We start from the raw sequence: 21,888 nt of genomic DNA, 5'->3' as shown, positions 1-21,888 counted from the left end.
ATCAGATCTCCTGGGCGAAGTTGCCCTCGAGGCGGCGGAAGATCCGGTGGCCGATCCACACGAACACCAGCCCGACGACGAGGACGATGAGAAGGCGCAGCTCCATGTCCGGCGGCCACACCTGGGGGGCGATCTCGTTGCCGTCGATGATGCTGACGCGCGAGCCGTCTCCCCAGATCGCGCGCTGGAAGGCGAGGATCGCGTTAGAGATCGGGTTGATGAGGTAGAGCTGCTCGGCCCAGCCGTGGCCCGCTCCGGTGGAGGCGGCGACGACGAAGTTCCACGCGTAGACGATGGGGGAGAGCCAGAAGAAGATCTGCAGCCCGACCTCGACGAGGAACTGGACGTCGCGGAGGTAGACGTTGAGGGCCGAGAGGGCCAGGGCCAGCGCGAGGCCGTACACGAGCACGATCGCCAGCGCGGGCACGATGTAGAGGAGCTGGACGCCGAAGATCAGCGAGCCCGTGAGGACGGCTCCCGCGATCAGGACGACGAACTGCACACCGAAGTTGAAGAGGGCCGAGCCGATGGCCGCCACCGGGAAGATCTCCCGCGGCAGGTACACCTTCTTGATCAGTCCGCCGTTGCCGAGGATCGACGTGGTGCCCGCGGTCACGATCTCGCTGAACAGGCCCCAGAGGGTGAGCCCCGAGAAGACGAAGATCGCGAAGTTCGGGACGCCGCGAGAGGCCCCGAGGATCTGGCCGATCGCCACGTAGTAGATGAGGAGCATGATCAGCGGCCGGACGAGGCTCCAGACGAAGCCCAGGCTGCTGTCCTTGTAGCGCGACTTCAGCTCGCGCCCCACGAGCAGGCGGAGCAGCTCGCGGTGCCGCAGGATCTCGGCGAGGGAGGCGACGAAGCCGCCCGAGCCGCCGCCGACGGCCGACGTGGTGCCGGCGATCTGGAACGGCTCGTCGGCGATCGCGCGCGCGCGATCCACAGCTTTGCTGGGCATGGAACTCCAAGCTCTCGGCCTCCGCCGGGCGACGGACCGCATCATTATACGTGCGGCCTACCCTGGAGCCCCCTGGCTGGCGTGCCGGTGCGCGGCGCATGGCGGGTAGTCTTGCTCCCGCTCGCCGACTGAACGACACGAACGAGGTGTTCGCCATGCCCACGCAGCCTTCCGACGTCCCCCTGGACCCGGCGCCGCAGAGCGCTGGGGACCCCGCCCCCGTCCTCGGCGGCACGGGCGAGGACGCTCCTCCCGCTCCCGACCCGAGCCTCGAATCGGCCGTCGGCGACGCCGCTCCCGCCGCCGTCCCGGCGGAGCCCGCGCGCACGTCCGGGGTTCCGGTGGAGCCCCGTCTCGCCGAGCCCGAGTCCCCGGACGAGGAGCTCGCCCGCCTGCGCGCGCAGGTCGACTCCCTCCTCAACGACCCCTTCGACGAGTGGGTCGAGCGGATCCAGGTCGGCGGAGTGACCGCCTCCGGCTTCGAGCGCACCCTCTCCTGGCGGGTGACGAAGCCGCTCCGCCTGGTGCGCACCTTCCAGATCCGCGTCGAGCAGCTCGGGCTGTCGGGCGCCGTCGGCCACAGCGCGCGCTTCGTGAAGCGCCGCCTGTCCGGTCGGGCGCGATGAGCGACCGGTCGCAGGTCTCGGCCGCCGGCTCGGCCGCCGCGCGCGCCCACCGCACGGAGGCGATGCTGCAGCGCCTGGAGCAGATCGGCGCGCTCCTCTTCGACGAGGAGCGCCGCGCCTCGCTGCGCACCCGCGGGCCCGGCCCGTACCTCGACGAGGTGGCCCGAGAGATCCGCTCGCGCCAGGACGACGAGCTGACCTGGGTCGCGCTGGTGTCGTTCACGGCCGCGTACCCGACGAGCGAGCTGTTCGACTGGTTCCGCCGCGCCCTCGAGCTCGCCCCCGAGGAGGCGGCGCTGCGCATCTTCCTCGAGGCCGGCTCCCGCACCGCGACCGGGTTCGCCGATCTGGACGCCCGCGTCGAGGTCGTCACCGGGGCCGTCCTGATCGACGTCGACTTCCCCGCCCGCCACGGGCACAACACCGGCGTCCAGCGGGTCGTGCGCCAGACCGTGTCCCGCTGGGACGCCGAGCACGAGATCGTCCCGGTCGCCTGGGTCCACGGATCGATGTCCTTCCGGCGGCTGAGCGCGATCGAGCACGAGCGCGTCGTCGACTGGTCCTCCGCCGGGCGGCGCGACTGGGAGCACGGCGATCCGGAGCGCATCGAGTTCGTCGTGCCCTACCGCAGCGTCGTCGTCATCCCCTCGGTGCCCGACTACAACCAGTGCGGGCCGCTCGCGGCCCTCGCCGAGTACTCCGGCAACGAGGTCGTCGTCCTCGGCCACGACGCGATCCCCGTCGTCAGCGCCGACACGGTGCCGCCGGAGGAGACGGTGCGCTTCGTCAACTTCCTCTCCGTGGTCAAGCACGCCGAGCGCGTCGCCACGGTGAGCGCCGCGGCCGCGCTGGAGTTCGAGGGCTTCGTGCGAGCGCTCCCCGCTCAGGGCCTCACCGGCCCGACCGTCGTCCCGGTCCCGCTGCCCGTGGAGCTCCCGGACGGCCTGCGCTCCGAGGGCCGGAGCGCGTCCGGCCTGCCGCTCGTGCTCTGCGTCGGCAGCCAGGAGCCCCGCAAGAACCACCTCGCGGTGCTGCACGCCGCCGAGGTCCTCTGGCGCGAGGGCCTGCGCTTCCGCGTCCGCTTCATCGGCGGGGCCAACCCGTGGGCGCACCAGGTCTTCGATCCCCGCGTGCGCGAGCTGGTCGCCGCCGGACGCCCGGTCGAGGTGCTCCGCGGAGCCGACGACGACGTCCTGATCGCGAGCTACCGGGAGGCGCTGTTCCTGGCGTTCCCGTCGCTGCACGAGGGGTACGGCCTGCCGGTCGCCGAGGCGCTGTCGATCGGGCTCCCCGTGCTGACCTCGCGCTACGGCAGCACGGCGCAGATCGCCGAGCACGGCGGATGCGTCCTGATTGACCCGGAGTCCGACGAGGAGATCACCGACGGCATGCGCCGCCTGCTGACGTCGCCGGAGCTCGTCGACGAGCTCCGCCTCGAGGCGGCCGAGCGGCCCGAGCGCACCTGGGACGACTACGCCCGGGAGCTGTGGGCCGCCCTGATCGGCCCCTCGGCCCTCATCGAGCACGAGGAGGCGCCCCGTGCGCTCTAAGCAGTACCTGGTCGACCGTCTCGCCACCCTGGTGCGCACCCTGGCCCCCACCGTGGAGCCGCTGGGCAGCGTCGACGCCCTCACGGGACAGCTGAGCGTTCTGCTGCCCGCCCCCACCGACCGCGAGGTCTGGCTGGTGCTCGCCGTCCTCCGCGGCACGCTCCCGCGCCGGGAGGACGTCGTCGACGGCCGCCGCCGGGCCCGGCTGGACGGCACCGCCGGTCTGCTCACCCACGCCGCGTCCACCATCGCCTCGAACCGGGTCTTCGCCCGCTTCCACCACCCCGAGGTCGAGGTGGTCGTCGGCGCGGTCGTCGTCGACGTGCACCACACCGCGCGCACGGGGCTGGCCACGGGCATCCAGCGCGTGGTGCGCCAGAGCCTCGTCCGCTGGACGCGCGACCACGAGATCCTGCTCGCCGGCTGGGACTCGACCCACGAGTCGCTCGTCATGCTCACCCCGGAGCAGAGCCGGAACGCCGTCTCGGGCGACGTGCCCGACGCCGCCGAGGACCGCTCCCGCGTGATCGTCCCGTGGCAGGGCACCTACCTCCTGCCCGAGCTCGCCGTGGAGGACGAGCGGACGTCGCGCGTCTCCGCCCTCGCCGAGTTCAGCGGCAACCGCACGGGCACCATCGGCTTCGACTGCGTGCCGGTCACCACCGCCGAGACGGCGAGCACGGGCATCAGCGCCGCGTTCTCGCGCACGCTCGTCGCCGTATCGCACATGGACCGCATCGCGACCATCTCCGAGGCGGCCGCGACCGAGTACTCCGGCTGGCGCCACATGCTCGGCAGCGTCGGGATGCAGGGGCCGGACATCCGGCCGATCCTGCTGCCCTCGCAGCCGGAGAGCGTCTCGGACGAGGAGCTGGCCACCGCCGCGCGCTCGCTGGTGACCGGTGACCTCCCGCTCGTCGTCTGCGTCGGCAGCCACGAGCCGCGGAAGAACCACCTGGCGGTGCTCCAGGCCGCCGAGCTGCTCTGGCGCCGGGGCGTGCGCTTCAGCCTGGTCTTCATCGGCGGCAACGCCTGGAGCAGCGCCGAGTTCGAGTACCGACTCGAGGTCCTCGAGGGCCAGGGCCGTCCGGTCCGCTCGCTCTCCAAGATCACCGACGCGCTGCTCTGGAGCGCTTACCGCCTGGCCCGGTGCACCGTGTTCCCCTCGATCAACGAGGGCTACGGTCTCCCGATCGTGGAGTCGATCTCGGTCGGCACCCCGGTCGTGACCTCCGGATTCGGCAGCATGCACGAGGTCTCCGCCTCGGGCGGCGCACTGTTCGTCGATCCGCACGACGACCACGACATCGCCGCGGCCCTCGAGCGGCTGCTGACCGACGACGAGCTGCACGCGCGGCTCTCGGCGGAGGCGCTCGCGATCGACGGCGGCACCTGGGACGAGTACGCCGCCCGCGTCTGGTCGTACCTCGTCGAGGGCGAGGGCGTCGACGAGCGGGGCCGGGCCGAGCAGTCGGACGCGACCGCCTAGGCGTCCTCGACCCACCGCGTGCAGAAGGCCCCCGCTCCAGGAGCGGGGGCCTTCTGCACGCGGTGGGCGCGGCTCAGTCGGAGCGGCGCGCCAGCTCGAGGTCGTTCTCGACCATGCGGGCGACGATCTCCTCGAAGCCGACGGTCGGCGCCCAGCCGAGCACTTCGCGGGCCCGGGAGGCGTCCCCGCGCATCTCGGGGGCGTCCACGGGGCGCGCGAACCGCGGGTCGATCGTGACCCGCTGCTCCCAGTCGTCGATGCCGGCCGCGGTGAAGGCGGCACGGACGAAGTCGCGGACCGAGTGCGCGACTCCGGTCGCCACGACGTAGTCGCCCGCCTCCTCGGCGCGCGAGGCGCGCACGAGGGCGTCCACGTAGTCGGGAGCCCAGCCCCAGTCGCGGCGCGCGTCGAGATTGCCGAGCGAGAGCTCCGACTCGGCGCCCGTCGCGATCGCCGCGACTCCGGCGGTGATCTTGCGGGTGACGAAGCCGAGCGGCCGACGCGGCGACTCGTGGTTGTACAAGATGCCGGACGAGGCGTGGAGCCCTCGGCCGCGGTAGACCGCGACGAGGTGGTGCGCGAACGCCTTCGCGGCTCCGTAAGGGGAGACGGGGCGGATCGGGGTCCGCTCGGTCTGCGGGTTCTCGGTCGCGGCCCCGAAGATCTCGGAGGAGGAGGCCTGGACGAAGCGGACCTCCCGGCCCGCCGACTCCTGGAGCGCCAGCGAGGCCTCCAGGAGCGCGGCGACCGCGGTGCCGGTCACCTCCGCCGTGAGCACTGGCTCCTTCCACGAGAGCGCGACGGAGGAGAGGCCGGCGAGGTGGAAGACCGTGTCCGGCTGCGCCTCCGCGACGATGCGGCCGAGGCGGGAGGCGTCGCGGAGGTCGCCCTCGAAGGGGCGGACGGCGGCGGGAAGAGCGGCGTCGTCGGTCCCGCGCACGAGCGCGGAGACCTCCCAGCCGTCGGCGAGCAGGCGCTCGACGAGGTAGCCCCCGTCCTGACCGCTCGCTCCGGTGACGAGAGCGGCAGGCATGACTACTTGATCAGCGCGGACTGCTCGGCGAGGTCGTTCTCGACCATCATCGCCACGAGCTCGGGGAACGAGACCTTCGGCTCCCAGCCGAGGACGTCGCGCGCCTTCGCCGGGTCGCCGATCAGCAGGTCCACCTCGGCGGGACGCATGAACGCGGGGTTCTGGGTCACGTACGGAGTCCAGTCCTCGATGCCGACGTGGTTGAAGGCGATGTCGAGGTACTCGCGGATCTCGTGGGTCTCGCCGGTCGCGACCACGTAGTCGTCGCCCTCGGGCTGCTGCAGCATGCGCCACATCGCGTCGACGTAGTCGCCGGCGAAGCCCCAGTCGCGCTTCGCGTCGAGGTTGCCGAGCTCCAGCGTCTCCTGGAGGCCGAGCTTGATGCGGGCGACCGCGAGGCTGATCTTGCGGGTGACGAACTCCGGGCCGCGGCGGGGCGACTCGTGGTTGAAGAGGATGCCGGAGGAGGCGTGCATGCCGTACGACTCGCGGTAGTTGATGGTCATGTAGTGGCCGAAGACCTTGGCCACTCCGTAGGGCGAGCGCGGCCAGAGCAGCGTCTCCTCGCTCTGCGGGACCTGCTGGACCTTGCCGAACATCTCGGAGGAGGAGGCCTGGTAGAACTTCACGCGCGACATGTCGGAGCCGGCGTAGAGGCGGGTCGCCTCGAGGATGTTGAGCACGCCCTTGCCGGTCACATCGGTGGTGAGCGACGCGTTCTCCCACGAGTAGGCGACGAACGAGATCGCACCGAGGTTGTAGACCTCGTCGGGCTGGGCGGCGGCGAGCACGCGCACCAGGCTCGACACGTCGGTCAGGTCGCCGGTGAGCAGGGTCACCTCGGGCACGGTGCGGCGGACCAGCTCGTACTTGGGGTTGTTCTGCCCGCGGACGAGCCCGAAGACCTCGTAGCCCTTCGAGAGGAGGAGCTCGGCGAGGTAGAGGCCGTCCTGGCCGGTGATTCCGGTGATCAAAGCGCGGGGCACGTGGTGGTCCAATTCGTCGGGGTCGATGACAGCGGGACACATACTACCCACGGGCACGGCCGGGCGCCGGGAGCGGTGCGGCCCGCCGGTATCCTGGCCGGGCTTCGGACCGATTGGACGCCATGCCGGAACTCCGCCCCGTCACGCTCGCCGTGCTCACCGTCGACCCGGGCGGGATGGGCGGCGGCGAGACCTACGCGCGCGCGCTCACGCGCCTCCTTGCGCCGCGGCCGGGGGAGGAGGGGCCCGCCGTGCAGGTGCTCGTCCCCGAGAACGCGCGCGGCTTCAGCGAGGGCGTGCCCGAGGTCGTGGCCGAGGGGGTCGTCAGCGGGGCGGGCCACCGCCGCCGGGCCGTGGGGATGCTCCAGGCGCTCCTGCGCACGCCGCAGCTGCGTCGGCGCCTCGGCCGGGACGCAGTGCTCTACTTCCCGTTCACGGTCCCGCTCCCGTGGCCGTCGCGGCGGCAGGGGCACGTGCAGATGCTGTTCGATCTGCAGCACCGCGACCTCCCGCACCTCTTCCCCCGCGTCGAGCGCGTCTTCCGCCGGCTCGCCTACGAGGCGACCGCTCGCCGCGCCGACGCGGTCATCACCATCAGCGCCTTCACCAAGGGGCGGATCGTCGAGCTGCTGGGCATCCCGGAGGAGCGGATCCACGTGTCGCATCTCGGCGTGGACACCCGGCGCTTCGTCGCGAATCTGAGCACACGCGAGGACTTCGTCTTCTACCCGGCGCGCGCCTGGCCGCACAAGAACCACGCCCGCCTGTTCGAGGCGGTGCGCCTGCTGCGGGAGGAGGGGCACGCCCTCCGCCTCGTGCTGACGGGAGGGGATCTGGACCGCCTCGGCCCGCTGCCGGACTTCGTCGAGTGGCGCGGCCACGTCACTCCGGAGGAGCTCGCCGACCTCTACCGCCGAGCCGCGGTGCTGGCGTTCCCGAGCCTCTACGAGGGCTTCGGCCTCCCTCCCATCGAGGCGATGGCGTCGGGATGCCCGGTCGCCGCGTCCGACGCGGGCTCGCTCCCGGAGATCTGCGGGGACGCCGCGGTCTACGTCGATCCGCTCGAGCCGCGCTCGATCGCGGACGGGATCCTCGAGGCGATCGAGCGGACAGGCGAGCTCGGCCCGCTCGGCGTCGAGCGCGCCCGGTCCTTCAGCTGGGAGCGCTGCCGGGAGGAGCACCTCGCCGTGCTCCGCCAGGTGGCGCGGCGGCGCGGGCGCTGAGGAGTCCGGTCAGTCCCGCGGGTGCAGGAGCCGGCGCCAGCTCAGTCCCTGGGCCGCGCGCATCGCGCAGAGCACCACGAGCAGCCAGCCGGCGTCGAGCAGGATCGAGCTCTCGGCCAGCGCGGTGACCATCAGCACGGCCAGCACCAGCACCGGCCAGACGTGCACGACCGCCTTGCGCTCGGAGGCGATCAGCCAGGAGCGCCAGAGCGCGAGGCCGATCAGCACGACGAAGAGGACCACCCCGACCGCGCCGACCTGCAGGGCCACGTCGAAGAGCGCGTTGAGGCTCGACGAGTGCGGGCGGCCCGAGAGGTAGTCGATGGCGGTGAAGGGGTAGAGGTCGGGCCGCCAGTAGCCCACCCAGCCCCAGCCGACGATCGGAGCGAGGTCCGTGAAGCGCCAGACCTGCTGCCAGAGCCGCAGCCGGAACTCGAACTCGCTGCCCGCGTTCAGCAGCTCGATCACCCGGTAGCGCAGGAGCCACACGGTGAGGGAGGCCGCGGCGGCGACGCCGAGCACCGCGAACTGCCGCCGACGGCGGTGGGTGCCGTCGCCGTGGCGCACCCAGCGCAGAGCGAGGGCGACGACGACGGCCACGGCGAGCACGCCCGCGCTCACGGCGGAGCGCGTGAAGAGGAGGGTGACCGCCGCGAGGGCGATCGAGGCGACGGCCGGCCCGCGGGCGACGGAGCGGGTCATCAGCTCCACCGAGAACGTCACGATCGCCAGCAGGCAGACCAGCCCGAGCTGGTTGCGCGTGCCGACGAGTCCCTGGATCGGCCCGCCGACCGCGAGCAGGCCCTCCACGCCGAGGAAGCGCAGCGGCTGGTCGATCAGCACCCCCGAGAGCACCTCCACGGCCAGCGAGGCGATCAGCACGACCCGCAGCACGTCGCCGACTGAGCGGATGATCTGGATGATGTCGCGCGTGAGGCCGATCGCGATCGCCAGGAACGCCAGGGCGAACTGGTAGACGACGCTCGAGACCGTGGCCCAGGTGTAGTCGCTCCACAGCACGCTGAGCGCGATCCAGCCGAGGAACACCAGGATGCTCGTGGGCAGCAGGCCCTCCCAGTCGAGCCGCCCGCGCCGCAGGACGAGCATGACCGCGGCGAGGGCGGTGAGCGTGGCGACGGCGGCGATGTAGCCGGGCCAGCCGATGAGCCCGCGGACCGCCGGGGCGCAGAGGACGGTGACGAGAGTGGTCTGCGCGAGGGCCGCCGCGAACTGCGGGGACGCCGTCGCGTCGGCGACGGAGGCGGGGAGCGAGGGGCGGCGGCGCCTCATCGCCTCGGGGAGGCGTCGGCGAGGGGGAGCGGGGTCGCGGCGAGGACCTCGGGCGTCTCGGTCGCCGGTCGCTTGGTCTGCACCGCGAAGAGGACGAGGAGCAGCCAGCCTCCCTCGATCAGGATCCGGCTCTCGAACAGCGACTGCGCCAGGAGGGCGACCACGATCAGCAGCGGAGCGAGGCTGACGGCCGTGTAGGGGAGGGTCGAGGTCGCGTCGCGCCGCGGGCGGTCGACCGCGCGGAACCAGGAGCGCCACAGCGTCGAGACGGCGAGCGCCGCGAAGAGGACGAGGCCGACCGCTCCCAGCTGGAGGGCGACGTCGAGCCAGGCGTCGTGGGCCTGCAGGTAGAGCACGCCCTTGCGCTCGGCGAGGGTGTCGAACGGGGCGGCCCAGGGAGCCCAGTAGCTGACCCAGCCCCAGCCGAGGACCGGACGCTGCAGCGTGAGCGCGATCACCGAGTCCCAGATGTCGAGGCGGCCCGTGGCGTCCTCGCTCTTGCCGAGCAGGCCGAGGAGGGCGCCCCAGCCCGCGGCGCCTCCGGCGACGGCCGCCACCGCCAGCCCCGCGGCGGTCAGGTAGACGGGACGCCGGCGGGACTCGCCCCTCCGGCGAGCCCAGAGCGCGAACGCGGCCGCGAGGACGACGGCGACGAGGCAGAGGAGAACGGTCGCCGAGCGGGTGAGCAGGAGGGTCGCGACGAACAGGGCGACCCAGACCGCTCCCCACCGGCGCCGGATCGAGTGGGCCGCCAGCTCGATCGCGATCACGATCAGGCCGAGTAGGGCGAGGAAGCCGAGGAGGTTGCGGTTGCCGACGATCCCCTGGACGGGCTCGCCGGTGAAGAGGGCTGCCTGCGACCAGTAGAAGGCGTCGGGCGTCGGTCCGTCGGCGGGAGGCTCGACGCCGAACGGCAGGACGGGCTGCCGCACGACGACCGCGATCACGAGCTCGAAGAGGAGCGACAGGCCGACGGAGAGGCGCAGGGCCCGTCCGAGAGCCGTGAGCAGCTCCCGGCTGCTCAGCGTGACGGCGAGGACGACGCCGCCGAGCGTCGTCGCGAGCTGCGCCGTGACTCCGATCGCGCTCGCTCCCGGATAGGCGGACCACAGCAGCGAGAGCACCGCGAGCCCGAGGAAGAGGACCAGCGACTTCGGCGTGCGGGCCCAGCGCAGGCGGGGGCGGGCGCGGACGAGCACGGCGATCGAGGCGCCCAGGAGCACCGCGACGACGACGCCCCAGCCCCACCATCCGGCGAGGTTCCGCAGCGACTGGCCGGCCAGCAGCACGGCCAGCACCGCCACCGCGAGCGCTCGGGGAGCGGCGGGGGCGGCGCGTCGGATCATGGCGACCAGTCTAGGGAGCGGGGGCGGCGCGGCGGCGTGCCGGGCGCGCCGCCGCTCGCTCCCCGGCCTGGCCGCCCCCTCGGGGAAGACGGCTTGGACGGGAGGCTCAGACGAACGCAGCGGTGCCGGTGATCGAGCGGCCGACGATCAGCGTGTTCATCTCGCGGGTGCCCTCGTAGGAGTAGAGGGCCTCCGCGTCGGCGAAGAAGCGGGCGACGCCGTAGTCGAGGACGATGCCGTTGCCGCCCATCACCTCGCGGCACCAGGCGACGGTCTCGCGCATCCGGGCCGTCGCGAAGGCCTTCGCGAGGGCGGAGTGCTCGTCGCGCTGCTCGCCGGCGTCGAGCATCTCGGACACGCGGGTCGCCAGGGCGATGCTGGCCGTGATGTTGCCGATGCTCTTGACCAGGAGGTCCTGCACCAGCTGGTGCCCGACGAGCGGCTTGCCGAACTGCACGCGCTCCTTCGCGTAGCGCAGCGCCGCGTCGTAGGCGCCGATCGCGACGCCGATGGCCTGCCAGGCGACCTCGGCGCGGGTGAGCCGGAGCACCTTCGCGGTGTCGCGGAACGAGTTCGCGCGCTGCAGGCGCAGCGACTCCGGGACGCGGACGCCCTCGAGCACGATGTCGGCGTTCTGCACCGTGCGCAGGCTCTGCTTGCGCGCGATGGCGGTGGCGCGGTAGCCCGGCGTCGAGGTGGGGACGAGGAAGCCCTTCACCTGGCCGTCCTCCGCGTCCTTCGCCCAGATCACGGTCACGTCGCTGAAGGTCGCGTTGCCGATCCAGCGCTTCTCGCCGTCGAGGATCCAGTCGTCGCCGTCCCGGCGGGCGGTGGTGCGCAGGCCCTGGGCGGAGTCGGAGCCGGAGTGCGGCTCGGTGAGCCCGAAGGCGCCGATGACCTCGCCCGAGGCGAGCTTCGGCAGCCACTCGGCGCGCTGCTCCTCGGAGCCGGCGACGCCGACCGTTCCCATCACCAGGCCGTTCTGCACGCCCACGTAGGTCGCGATGCCCGCGTCCACCCGGCCCAGCTCGAGCGCCACCCAGCCGCGGAACACGGCGGAGTTCTCGATCGCGCGGGTCTCGGGCCAGGAGAGGCCGATGACGCCGGTGGCGTGGATCGCGGGGATCAGCTGCCGCGGGAACTCCGCGCGCTCCCAGTACTCGTCGGCGATCGGCCGCACCTGCTCCTCGAGGAACGCGCGGACGCCGACCAGCAGCTCCTTCTCGGCGGGCGTGAGCGCCGCCTCGAACCCGTAGAAGTCGGCCCCCAGGGTCTCGAAGGTCGTGCTGTCCATGCTCTGTGCTCCCTCGCTCGTCGGATGCGGCACGGCGACCGCTCCGACGGCGACAGTGCTGCGACTCCCAGCGTACGAAGCGCGCCTGCGAGTGCCGCGTCCTCTGGCGGAGAGCACCAACAGGCGGGCCCTCCTCCCGGGCCCGCGTTGTGGATCCTGCTAGCGTCGCAGCGGAGCGGCCCCGGCGCGTCCGGCTGAGCGGCTCGGACCCACCCCTCGGACGGAAGGCCAGCGCTCCCGTGTTCATCCCGATCGGCAACACCCCCCGCGACTACGCCTGGGGCTCGCTCACCGGCATCTCGGAGGCCCTCGGCACCGCGCCCTCCGGCGCCCCCGAGGCCGAGCTCTGGCTCGGCGCGCACCCGGGCTCGCCCGCGCGCATCCTCGACCCCGCCTCGGTCGGCGCCGGCACGCTCGCCGAGTGGATCGGCGAGCACCCCGAGGCGGCGCTCGCCGGAGTGGAGGGGGCGGTCGATCCGGTCTCGGGCGCTCCCCGTCTGCCGTTCCTGCTCAAGATCCTCGCCGCGGGCGGGCCGCTGTCGCTCCAGGCCCACCCCTCGTCCGAGCGGGCCCGGCGCCGGTTCGTCGAGGAGGAGGAGGCCGGCATCCCGCGGGACGCCGCCGATCGCAACTACAAGGACCCGTTCCACAAGCCCGAGCTGATCTACGCGCTCAGCGAGAGCTTCGACGCGCTCTGCGGCTTCCGCGAGCCGGCGGACGCCCGGGCGCTGCTCGCCGAGCTGGCCGGGCGCGCCCCGGCGGAGGAGGCGGCCGCGATCGCGCGGTTCGCCCGGACGCTCGAGGGCGAGCCCTCGGAGGTCCTCCGCGGCGCCCTGTCGTGGCTGCTCGCCGACGGCGACCGCGCCGAGGTCGCCGCGCTGGTGTCCGCGGTCGTCGCGGCGTCCGCGGGCGACGACCGCCTCGAGACGACCACGGTCCGGGACCTGGACGAGAGCTACCCGGGCGACCCCGGCATCGTGCTCTCGCTCCTGCTCAACCGCGTCCGCCTCGCCCGCGGCGAGGTGCTCTACCTGCCCGCAGGCAACATCCACGCCTACCTCGCGGGCACGGGCGTGGAGCTGATGGCCGCCTCCGACAACGTGCTGCGCGGGGGCCTCACGCCCAAGCACATCGACGTGCCCGAGCTGGTGAGCGTGCTCGAGTTCTCGCCGCTGCCCGTGCCCTACCTCCCGGCCGAGCAGGCCGGACCGGGCGTGCGCGTCTACCGTCCGGACGTCCCCGACTTCGTGCTCGCCGTCGTGGAGCCGGAGTCGGAGACGCCGGCCCGCGTCGCCCTGCACGGACCCGCCATCGCGATCGCGACCGAGGGCTCGTTCTCGCTCGAGGGCGCCGAGGGCTCGGTCCGCGTCGAGCGCGGCGGCAGCGTGTTCGTGACCCCGTCGGAGGGCGCTCTCGCCGTCACCGGACGGGGCAGGCTCTTCGTCGCGACGGTCTGATCCCTCCAGCGATCCCGGTGCCGGCCGCTCAGGCGGCGAACGTGCGGCGGTAGGCCGCCGGCGTGGTCCGCAGGACGCGCGTGAAGTGGTGGCGCATCACCGCGGCCGTGCCGAAGCCGACCCGCGCGGCGACCGCCTCGAGGGTCAGCTCCGTCTCCTCCAGCAGCACCTGCGCCCGGAGGAGGCGCTGGCGGGTGAGCCAGGCGAGCGGAGTCGTGCCGAGGTCGGCCCGGAAGCGGCGCGCGAAGGTGCGGGGGGCCATCAGGGCCCGACGGGCCAGCGCCTCGATCGAGAGGTCCTCGTCGAGGTGCTCCAGCATCCACTCGGTGACCTCGGCCAGCGAGTCCGCGCGCGCCTCGGGAACGGGGGTCCGCAGGTACTGCGCCTGCCCGCCGTGGCGCTGCGGGGGCACGACCATCCGCCGGGCGACGACGCTCGCCGCCGTCGCGCCCAGCTCCTCGCGCACCACGTGCAGCGCCGCGTCGATGCCGGCCGCGGTGCCCGCGCTCGTCACGATGCGCCCCTCCTGCACGTAGAGGACCTCCGGGTCCACCGTGACGGAGGGGAAGCGCCGGGCGAGCTCCGCGGCGTGCATCCAGTGGGTGGTCGCGCGCCGGCCGTCGAGCAGGCCCGCCTGCGCCAGGGTGAAGGCCCCGCTGCAGACGCTGAGGATCCACGCGCCGCGCTCGTGAGCCTCGCGGAGGAGGTCGAGGACCCGCTCGTCGGCGGGCCCGCGGCCGTGGGCGGGGACGGCGATCAGGTCCGCGTCCCGGGCCGCGTCGAGACCATCGGCGACCAGCAGGTCGAATCCGAGGCTCGTCCGGACGCGGCCCGGATCGGGAGTGGCGATCCGGAAGTCGAGGGCGGGCCCTCCGTCGACGCCGCGGTCGATCCCGAACACCTCGCAGACGACCCCGAACTCGAACGGCGCGAGGCCGGGCAGGGCGAGGAGGGCGACGGAGCGGAGCACGACGGCAGGATATCGCCACCCGGCGTCATCCGGCCGATCCGCGCCGTCGATCCCCGCCGCTAGGGTGTCTTCCGGCGCGCGGAGTCGCGGGCCCGCACCGAGGAGGATCCACATGGCATGGCTGGTCACCGGGGGAGCCGGGTACATCGGGGCGCACGTGGTGCGCGCGTTCTCGGAGCAGGGCATCGACCCCGTCGTCCTCGACGACCTCTCCTCGGGGCACGCGTCGTTCGTGCCCGAGGGCGTCCCGTTCCACCAGGGCTCGATCCTCGACGAGGCCCTGCTCGACCGCGTGCTCGCCGAGCACGACATCGAGGGCGTCGTCCACGTCGCCGGGTTCAAGTACGCCGGAGTCTCGGTGCAGCGCCCCCTGCACACCTACGAGCAGAACGTCACCGGCACCATGCGCGTGCTGGCGGCGATGGAGCGCGCCGGGGTCTCCTCGATCGTCTTCTCCTCGAGCGCTGCCGTCTACGGCGCAGTCGACGTCGAGATCGTCACCGAGGACACCCCCAAGAGCCCGGAATCGCCCTACGGCGAGTCGAAGCTGATCGGCGAGTGGCTGCTCGCGGACGCGGGGCGGGCGCACGGCGTCCGGCACGCCTCCCTGCGCTACTTCAACGTCGTCGGATCCGGCTACCCGGACGTCTACGACACCAGCCCCCACAACCTCTTCCCCCTCGTCTTCGAGGCGCTGCTGGACGGCCGCACGCCCCGGATCAACGGCGACGACTACCCGACGCCGGACGGCACCTGCGTCCGCGACTACATCCACGTCGCCGACCTGGCGCTCGCGCACGTCGCCGCGGCGCGCCGCCTGGCCGCCGGCGAGCCGATCGACCCGGTCTACAACCTGGGCAGCGGATCCGGGGCCTCCGTCGGCGAGATCATGCGCGCGATCGCCGACAGCACCGGCATCGCCTTCACGCCCGAGGTCGCCCCACGGCGGCCGGGCGATCCGCCCCGCATCGTCGCCTCCGGCGCGACAGCGGCCCGCGACCTGGGCTGGGAGATGCGGCACACGGTCGCCGAGATGGTGGAGAGCGCCTGGCGCGCACGGAGCGCCGCGACCGCCTGATCGGATCTCACGTTCGCGACACGCCGGTGTGTCGTGAACCCTCCACGGCGGGTTGAGGGTTTATGGTCCGCGACTTGACCTGAGCGAATGACACCGCTGTAATTACCTAGGCAGCGGCTCCGGGAGGAGTGGCCGCCGATCATCGGTTCGCAGGCGGGGTAGGAGACGGCATGACGCTTCCGGAACAGCACTCCGGAGTCCCCGAGGACTGGTTCGTCGATCCGGTCCGTCTGGGCGTGCCCGGGGTCCGACCCGGGATCGACACCGCGACCGAGGCGCCGGGGGGCGCGCTCTCCTGGCAGGTCGACTCGCTGTGCGCGCAGACCGATCCCGAGGCCTTCTTCCCCGAGAAGGGCGGCTCGACCCGCGACGCCAAGAAGATCTGCACCTCGTGCGAGGTCCGGGCCCAGTGCCTCGAGTACGCGCTCGAGAACGACGAGCGCTTCGGCATCTGGGGCGGCCTCTCCGAGCGCGAGCGCCGGAAGCTGCGCCGCCGGGCCTAGTCCCCTCCTCGCCGCGACCCGACCGACGGGGCGGCGAGCCGCAGGCGGGCGGCGCGGCGGCATCGCTTAGGGTGGTCCGCGATGTATCCACGAGTCACCGCCGTCCTCGTCGCGCGCAACGGCGCGGCCTATCTGGAACGAACCCTCGCGGCCCTGCGGGCGCAGACCCGTCAGCCCGACGCGACGGTGTTCGTCGACGGAGGCTCGAAGGACACGACCGACGAGCTCCTCGCGTCCTGGGGTCCGACGCAGCTCGTGCAGGTCGCCGAGCACCTCCCCTTCGGCCAGGCCGTGGCCCGCGCTGTCCGCGTGATGCAGCCGCCGGCCGGAGAGGACGAGTGGCTGTGGCTGCTCGCGCAGGACTCCGCCCCCGAGCCCGGCGCCCTCGCGGCGCTGCTGGGAGCCGTCGAGGTCGCCCCCTCCGTCGCCGTCGCCGGTCCCAAGATCATGGACTGGACGCGCTCCGGCTACATCCGCAGCTACGGCGAGTCGATCACCAAGCACGGCACGACCGTCCACCTCGTCGAGGACGAGCTCGACCAGGGCCAGCACGACTCCACGCCCGACGTCCTGGCCGTCGCCGCCGGCGGCATGCTCGTGCGCCACTCCCTCTGGGAGGAGCTCGGCGGCTTCGACCCCGGCCTGCCGGTCGTCGACGACGCGCTCGACTTCTCGATCCGCACCCGGCTCGCCGGGCACCGGGTCAGCCGCGTGCCGGACGCCCGCGTCACCACCGCCCGCATCGGGCTGCAGCGCCCCGACGGCCGCCGCATCGACAGCGGCGAACGGCGCCGGGCGCGTCAGCACCGCACCGCGCAGCTGCACCGCCGGCTCGCCTACGCGCCCGTCGCGCTCCTCCTCCTGCACTGGCTCTCGCTCGTCCCGCTGGCGATCGGCCGCGCGGTCGTGCGCCTGCTGCGCAAGCAGCCCGGGCTGGTCGGAGGGGAGCTGCTGGCGGCCCTCGTCGTCGCCTTCGGGGGGACGAAGGTGCTGCGGGCCCGCACCGTTCTCCGCTCGTCGAAGAACGTGGGCTGGAAGGCCGTTGCGCCGCTGCGCATCCCGCTGGACGTGGTGCGGCAGCTGCGCTCGGTGCGCCACGACGCCGTGCGCGTGCAGGCCGGGCGGGACCGCCATCCGCTGCACTTCTTCCAGGGCGGGGGAGTGTGGGTCGTCCTCATCGCCGCGCTCGCCGGCCTGGTGGTCTACACGCCGCTCCTCGCTGCTCCCGCGCTCAGCGGCGGCGGTCTGCTGACGCTCTCGCCGACCGTCGGCGAGCTGTGGCGCAACGCGGCCTACGGCTGGCGCGACCTCGGCTCGGGGTTCATCGGCGCGGCGGACCCGTTCGCCGCCGTCCTCGCCGTGCTCGGCTCGCTGACCTTCTGGTCGCCCAGCTACTCGATGGTGCTGCTCTATCTCGTCGCGCTCCCCGCTGCCGCCCTCGGCGCCTGGCTGATGATCGCGCGGCTCACCCCGCGCGCGACCGCCCGCGCCGCCGGAGCCCTCGTCTACATCCTCGCTCCCGCCTTCTTCGCCGCGCAGGCCGACGGGCGCCCCGCCCCGCTGCTGGTGCACGTGCTGCTTCCCTGGCTCTTCTTCGCCGGGTTCGGCGCGTACCGCTCCTGGTCCGCCTCCGCGAGCGCCTCGATCCTGGCTGCGGCCGTCGTCGCGTGCGCGCCGGTGCTGGCCGTGCCGCTCCTGGTGATCTGGCTCGTCGTCGTCGCCACCTCGGGGCGGCGGATCGGCCGCTTCCTCGGCCTGCCGATCCCCGCGGCCGTCCTCCTCTTCCCGCTGGTGGTCGCCCGCGCACCGCGGGGCGACTGGCTCGGCGTCCTCGCGGATCCGGGCGTCCCGCTGCCCTCCGCGCAGTCGGACCTCGTCGCGCTGCTCGCCGGCTTCCCGGCCGGTCTGCCCGACGGATGGCTCGAGTTCCTCGGCGGTCTGGGGATCGGCGCCTCCGCCGCCCCGCTGGTCACGGCCGTGCTCGTCGTGCCGCTGATCGTCGCGGCGCTGGCCGCCCTCCTCCTCCCGAACAACCTCTCGGCCCTCGGCGGCGTCGGCGTCGCGGCGGCGGGTCTCGTGACCGCCTCGCTCGCCCAGGGCGTGCAGGTCGCGACCACCGGCTCCGAGGCGGTCTCCGTCTGGAGCGGCACCGGTCTCAGCCTCTACTGGCTCGGCCTGGTGATCGGCGCGTCGCTCTCGCTCGCCGCCGTGCGCTCCGTGCGCGTGGTACCGGCGCTCGTCGTCACGGCCGCGGCGGCAGCACTGGTCGGTCCGCTCGCGGTGGCCTTCCCGACCGGCGCCGGCACGTCGGTGTCGACCACGTCGGACCGCTCGCTCCCCGCCTACGTGGCGGCCGAGGCCCGGAACGACCCGCGGGTGGGCACGATCGTGCTCGTCCCGCAGGCGGACGGCGGCGTCCTCGCCCGGCTGGAGCGCGGAGCGGGCGCGACCCTCGACCAGCAGTCGACCCTCGCGAACACCGGCGCCGAGAGCACGGACGCGATCGACGAGCTGGCGGGCAACCTCGTCTCGCGGACGGGCTACGACGTCCCCTCCGCGCTCGAGAGCCTCGGCGTGCGCTTCGTCGTGCTGACCGAGCCGGCCGGCACCCAGGTCGGCGACGCGGCCGCCGCCGTGCGCGCGCGGGCGGCCGTCTCCCTCGACGGCAACGCGGCGTTCTCGGCCGTCGGCGACACCCGCTACGGGCTCCTCTGGACGGCCGTCGACACGGAGGGGACCCGCACCGAGGCCGCTCCGTCCGGCGTGGTCGGACCCTTCGGGATCGCCTACACGATCGCCCTCCTCCTCGTCTTCGTCGTCGCCCTCCTGCTGGCGGTGCCCACCGGGCTCTCCCTCGAGCGGGGCCGCTCCAGCGGCGCGGTCGCCGGGATCGACGACGAGCCGGGCGAGGCCACCGGCCAGTTCGACGACGGGAACGACGATGTCTGACCCCGCCGACCAGGAGAAGCAGATGCCCGAGTCCTCCGCCCGCCGCTCCCGCGCGGAGCGCCGCGCCGATCGCGCCGCGGCCTCGACGCCCGATCGCGCACCCTCGGCCGCCCGTCGGCGCCGGACGGCCCTGCGCGGTGCGGTGGGCGCGGCCGGAGTCGTGATCGCCGCGGCCGCCGTGGTCGTGCCCCAGCTCCTCCCGTCCCCCCTGGTCTCGAGCGCCGCGGAGGGCGTCGTCGTGACGCCCGTCGCGGCCGACAGCTCGCTGGTCTGCGGCGGCGATCTCATCGACGCCGGAGAGCCGGAGCAGCTGCGCGCCCTCGACGGCGCGGCGACCGCGGTCCGGCCCGAGGGCTCCACCTCGGACCCCACGGTCCTCGACGAGGACGATGTCGCCGCACCGGGCACCGGCATCACCGGTCTGAGCGTGCCCGCGGACTCCGACCCCGCTCCCGGTGGAGCCACCGTCCAGGCCATCGGCACGGACACCCTCTCCGGACTGTCCGCCCGCGCCTGCGCCGAGCCCTCGGGCGACAGCTGGCTCGTGGCCGGCTCGACCGACGTCGGGCGCACCTCCGTGCTCATCCTGGCGAACCCGAGCGAGGTCGCCTCCACCGTCGACCTCACGCTCTTCGCCGAGAGCGGCACCGTCCAGGCCACCGGCGCCACGGGCATCGTCGTTCCGGCCGGAGCGGTCCGCGCCCTCCCGCTCGCGGGGCTCGCCCCCGGGGTCGTCCAGCCCGTCGTGCACGTGACCGCACGGGGCGGCGAGGTCGCCGCGAGCATGCAGAGCAGCGCCATCTCCGGCCTCATCCCGGAGGGTGTCGAGACCACCGGCCCCTCCGCCGGCCCGGACACGCTCGCCGTGATCGCCGGCTTCACCGTCACGTCGCCTCCGGCCGAGACCGCGAGCGACGACGGCAGCGGCGGCGCGGGCAGCCCCGTGCTGCGCATCCTCACCCCCGGCGACGCCGACAGCACGGTCTCGGTCGAGGTCACCAACGAGGACCCGAGCGGGTCGGGCGCCTCCACCCAGGTCGTCGTCCCCGCCGGCCTCGTCGGCGAGGTCCCGCTCACGGGCCTGGCGGACGGCTCCTACCGCATCGTCCTGCGGGCCGATCAGCCGATCGTCGCGGCGGGGCGGACGACCTCGACCGGCTCGGCCGGCACGGACTTCGCCTGGTTCGCCTCCGGCACCTCGACCACGACGCCCTTCGGCGTCGCCGGCACGGGCGAGGGCGACGCGCGGCTGCACCTGGTCAACGGCAGCGACTCGACCGCCTCGGTCGAGATCGAGGCCCCGGGCGGCACCCGCACGCTCGAGCTCGGCCCGTTCGCGGCTCTCGCGACCCCGCTGGACGGCGACGGCGTGGTCGTCAGCAGCACTCAGCCGGTGCAGGCCTCGGTCTCGATCGCGCGCGACGGGCGGATCGCCTCGTACACGATCGTCCCGCCGGGACCGCTCTCCTCGCCGATCACGGTCTACTCGCACTGAGACGCGGGGCGGCGGCGCCTCGGCGGTGCCGGCGCCTCAGAGCTGCCGGCGCCTCAGGGGTGCCGGCGCCTCAGGGGTGCCGGTAGCGGTCCGGGGAGATGTCCCACGGGTCGCGGCCGAGCAGCTCCGCGACGGCGCGGAACACGTAGCTCTCGATCAGCATGCGCTGGTGCCACTCGTCGCGGCGGTGCAGCTTCGCCAGGCGCTCGATCGGCACGCGGTAGAGCGTGATGCGGCGCGCGGCGTGGTCGACGCGCCACCGCGCGATGCCCGTGCCCTGCAGCCGGTCGGGGTCGACGTCGGGAGTCGCCGCGACGTCGACGCGGATGCCGGCGAGCTCCTCCGGCCAGGTGCCGCGCAGGTAGTCGAAGGCCGAGCCGATCGTCGCCTCGAAGAAGTCGGAGCGGGTCTGCAGCAGGGGGAGGTGCGGACCGGTGATCGGCCCTCGTGCGCCGCGGCCGTGCCGGTCGCGGGAGCCTCCGCGCGACCCGCTCGTCGGGCGAGCGGCGGAACGACGAGCACGGGGCATGGCTCCAGCCTATTGCTACTGTGGGCGGCGATGACCGGACGGCACTGCTCGCGGACGGGCTGCCGCGCGCAGGCCGTCGTCACGCTGACCTACGACTACCGCGACTCGCTGGTGGCGGTCGGGCCGCTGAGTCCTGCGCCGGATCCGCACGGCTACGACCTCTGCGCCGAGCACGACCGGCGGCTCCTGGTCCCGCGCGGCTGGGAGACCGTCCGCTACGGCGCGGGGCCCGCCTAGGCCGCTGCCGCGCGCGTCAGGGCCGCTCGGGGAAGCCGCGCGGCGTGCTCGAGAGCACCGGGGCCAGCCGCTCGAGGCGCTGGTCGGACAGGAGAAGGGCGCGCTCCTCCCGCGCCCGGCGGAGGGCCGCCACGGCGAGGAGGAAGTCCTCCGCGGGCGCGGCGGGCAGCGGGGAGACGTGGACCGCGGTCTCGTCGGCCAGCGCGGCGGCGAGCTGCGAGCGCGAGGGCTCCGTCATGCCGTGGCGCTGACGGAGGAACTGCGCCAGTCGGCGCGCCAGTGCGTCGGGGAGGCGCGCGGTGTCCGCCGTGACGGCCCAGCCCCGCAGCGGCTCCGGGATCTCGACGACCAGCGGCTCCGCGCGGGGAACGCGCTCGAGCTGGCTGTGCGTGCCCGCGAGGACGTCGCCGAGACGGCGCGATCGACGCGAGAGGAGGCCGACGACCGCGGCGAGCCCGCCGAAGGTCATCAGGATCTCGAGGACGCCGGTGAGGCCGCGCACGAGGGCGTGCCGGAAGCCGATGGAACCGCCGTCGTCGCGGACGACGCGAGCGCCGACGGTGAGCTTCCCGAGCGAGCGGCCGCGGCTGGCGGTCTCGACGGTGACCGGCACGATCACCACGGCGATGACGAGGGCCGCGATCGCCACGGCGGCCGAGGCGGCGGGGTCCAGGCCGCCGTCCCCGGAGAGGGAGGAGACCAGCAGGAACAGGCCCAGCGCGAGCAGGAGCTCCGCGATCAGGTCGATGATCGCGCCGACCGCGCGGAGCACGAAGGAGGTGACGGGCACCTCGAGCGCGATCGCCTCGCCGGTGACCAGGTCGGCGTCGTCGAACTCGGTGCGCTGCTCCTCCACGGTGCTCCTCCCGGATGCT

19 protein-coding genes are annotated in these 21,888 nt (G+C 73.8%); 10 read left to right on the top strand and 9 right to left on the bottom strand.

The window, feature by feature from the left end; all coding sequences use genetic code 11:
• Position 1: 1 nt before the first annotated feature.
• Entirely contained in the window at positions 2-958 is a 957-nt protein-coding gene (locus C5B93_RS01570; RefSeq protein WP_104223153.1) for an ABC transporter permease, read from the bottom strand.
• A 155-nt stretch (positions 959-1,113) separates the two neighbouring features.
• Here C5B93_RS01570 and C5B93_RS01565 point away from each other — a divergent pair, with 155 nt between their 5' ends.
• The 3 genes from C5B93_RS01565 to C5B93_RS01555 are packed head-to-tail and all read left to right on the top strand — an operon-like array spanning position 1,114 to position 4,623.
• Positions 1,114-1,584, top strand: coding sequence for a hypothetical protein (locus tag C5B93_RS01565; RefSeq protein WP_104283350.1), 471 nt, complete (start codon positions 1,114-1,116; stop codon positions 1,582-1,584).
• A complete protein-coding gene (locus tag C5B93_RS01560) occupies positions 1,581-3,134 on the top strand; it encodes a glycosyltransferase (protein WP_104223151.1) in 1,554 nt (517 codons plus the stop codon). Before C5B93_RS01565 ends, C5B93_RS01560 begins: the two co-directional genes overlap by 4 nt.
• On the top strand, positions 3,124-4,623 hold the full coding sequence (locus tag C5B93_RS01555; RefSeq protein ID WP_104238038.1) for a glycosyltransferase family 1 protein: 1,500 nt from the start codon (positions 3,124-3,126) through the stop codon (positions 4,621-4,623). The genes C5B93_RS01560 and C5B93_RS01555 overlap by 11 nt, the downstream gene beginning before the upstream one ends.
• Before the next feature lie 73 nt (positions 4,624-4,696).
• On the opposite strand, the gene C5B93_RS01550 is transcribed toward C5B93_RS01555, so the two are convergent.
• Positions 4,697-5,656, bottom strand: a complete 960-nt coding sequence (locus tag C5B93_RS01550) for a GDP-mannose 4,6-dehydratase (RefSeq protein ID WP_104291602.1) — start codon at positions 5,654-5,656, stop codon at positions 4,697-4,699.
• Positions 5,657-5,658: 2 nt separating this feature from the next.
• Entirely contained in the window at positions 5,659-6,642 is a 984-nt protein-coding gene (locus C5B93_RS01545) for a GDP-mannose 4,6-dehydratase (RefSeq protein WP_104275317.1), read from the bottom strand.
• Between the two features lie 122 nt (positions 6,643-6,764).
• Here C5B93_RS01545 and C5B93_RS01540 point away from each other — a divergent pair, with 122 nt between their 5' ends.
• Positions 6,765-7,865, top strand: coding sequence for a glycosyltransferase family 1 protein (locus tag C5B93_RS01540; RefSeq protein WP_104232812.1), 1,101 nt, complete (start codon positions 6,765-6,767; stop codon positions 7,863-7,865).
• A gap of 9 nt (positions 7,866-7,874) precedes the next feature.
• Here C5B93_RS01540 and C5B93_RS01535 read toward each other — a convergent pair whose 3' ends face one another.
• The 3 genes from C5B93_RS01535 to C5B93_RS01525 form a co-directional block, all read right to left on the bottom strand.
• Positions 7,875-9,155, bottom strand: a complete 1,281-nt coding sequence (locus C5B93_RS01535; protein ID WP_104232811.1) for an O-antigen ligase — start codon at positions 9,153-9,155, stop codon at positions 7,875-7,877.
• A complete protein-coding gene (locus tag C5B93_RS01530) occupies positions 9,152-10,501 on the bottom strand; it encodes an O-antigen ligase (protein WP_104232810.1) in 1,350 nt (449 codons plus the stop codon). The genes C5B93_RS01535 and C5B93_RS01530 overlap by 4 nt, the downstream gene beginning before the upstream one ends.
• Positions 10,502-10,607: 106 nt before the next feature.
• On the bottom strand, positions 10,608-11,795 hold the full coding sequence (locus tag C5B93_RS01525; RefSeq protein ID WP_104232809.1) for an acyl-CoA dehydrogenase family protein: 1,188 nt from the start codon (positions 11,793-11,795) through the stop codon (positions 10,608-10,610).
• A gap of 239 nt (positions 11,796-12,034) precedes the next feature.
• On the opposite strand from C5B93_RS01525, the gene manA reads away from it, so the two are divergent.
• Complete coding sequence (manA, locus tag C5B93_RS01520) at positions 12,035-13,252, top strand: mannose-6-phosphate isomerase, class I (RefSeq protein WP_104291601.1); 1,218 nt, start codon at positions 12,035-12,037, stop codon at positions 13,250-13,252.
• Positions 13,253-13,280: 28 nt separating this feature from the next.
• Here manA and C5B93_RS01515 read toward each other — a convergent pair whose 3' ends face one another.
• Complete coding sequence (locus C5B93_RS01515) at positions 13,281-14,222, bottom strand: GlxA family transcriptional regulator (RefSeq protein ID WP_104291600.1); 942 nt, start codon at positions 14,220-14,222, stop codon at positions 13,281-13,283.
• 112 nt (positions 14,223-14,334) lie between these two features.
• Here C5B93_RS01515 and galE point away from each other — a divergent pair, with 112 nt between their 5' ends.
• From galE to C5B93_RS01495, 4 genes are all read left to right on the top strand, one after another.
• Positions 14,335-15,300 carry a UDP-glucose 4-epimerase GalE gene (gene galE, locus C5B93_RS01510; RefSeq protein WP_104232806.1) on the top strand — a complete coding sequence of 322 codons (966 nt, stop codon included), beginning with the start codon at positions 14,335-14,337 and terminating at the stop codon, positions 15,298-15,300.
• Between the two features lie 170 nt (positions 15,301-15,470).
• Entirely contained in the window at positions 15,471-15,803 is a 333-nt protein-coding gene (locus tag C5B93_RS01505; RefSeq protein WP_104224145.1) for a WhiB family transcriptional regulator, read from the top strand.
• A gap of 81 nt (positions 15,804-15,884) precedes the next feature.
• Positions 15,885-18,752 (top strand): glycosyltransferase family 2 protein, encoded by a 2,868-nt coding sequence (locus tag C5B93_RS01500; protein ID WP_104291599.1) that lies wholly within the window; start codon positions 15,885-15,887, stop codon positions 18,750-18,752.
• Positions 18,745-20,247 carry a DUF5719 family protein gene (locus tag C5B93_RS01495; protein WP_146078412.1) on the top strand — a complete coding sequence of 501 codons (1,503 nt, stop codon included), beginning with the start codon at positions 18,745-18,747 and terminating at the stop codon, positions 20,245-20,247. The genes C5B93_RS01500 and C5B93_RS01495 overlap by 8 nt, the downstream gene beginning before the upstream one ends.
• Before the next feature lie 70 nt (positions 20,248-20,317).
• Here C5B93_RS01495 and C5B93_RS01490 read toward each other — a convergent pair whose 3' ends face one another.
• Positions 20,318-20,776, bottom strand: coding sequence for a metallopeptidase family protein (locus C5B93_RS01490; protein ID WP_104224142.1), 459 nt, complete (start codon positions 20,774-20,776; stop codon positions 20,318-20,320).
• A 30-nt stretch (positions 20,777-20,806) separates the two neighbouring features.
• On the opposite strand from C5B93_RS01490, the gene C5B93_RS01485 reads away from it, so the two are divergent.
• Positions 20,807-21,013 (top strand): DUF3499 family protein, encoded by a 207-nt coding sequence (locus C5B93_RS01485; RefSeq protein WP_104224141.1) that lies wholly within the window; start codon positions 20,807-20,809, stop codon positions 21,011-21,013.
• Positions 21,014-21,029: 16 nt separating this feature from the next.
• Here the strand turns inward: C5B93_RS01485 and C5B93_RS01480 are convergent, their stop codons facing one another.
• Positions 21,030-21,869 carry an RDD family protein gene (locus C5B93_RS01480; RefSeq protein WP_104224140.1) on the bottom strand — a complete coding sequence of 280 codons (840 nt, stop codon included), beginning with the start codon at positions 21,867-21,869 and terminating at the stop codon, positions 21,030-21,032.
• Positions 21,870-21,888 lie beyond the last annotated feature (19 nt).

The organism is Rathayibacter sp. AY1A2, from assembly GCF_002930935.1.
Taxonomy (GTDB): Bacteria; Actinomycetota; Actinomycetes; order Actinomycetales; family Microbacteriaceae; genus Rathayibacter.
The sequence above is the reverse complement of the archived record's forward strand: the minus strand, read 5'-3'. Positions and strand labels throughout refer to the sequence as shown.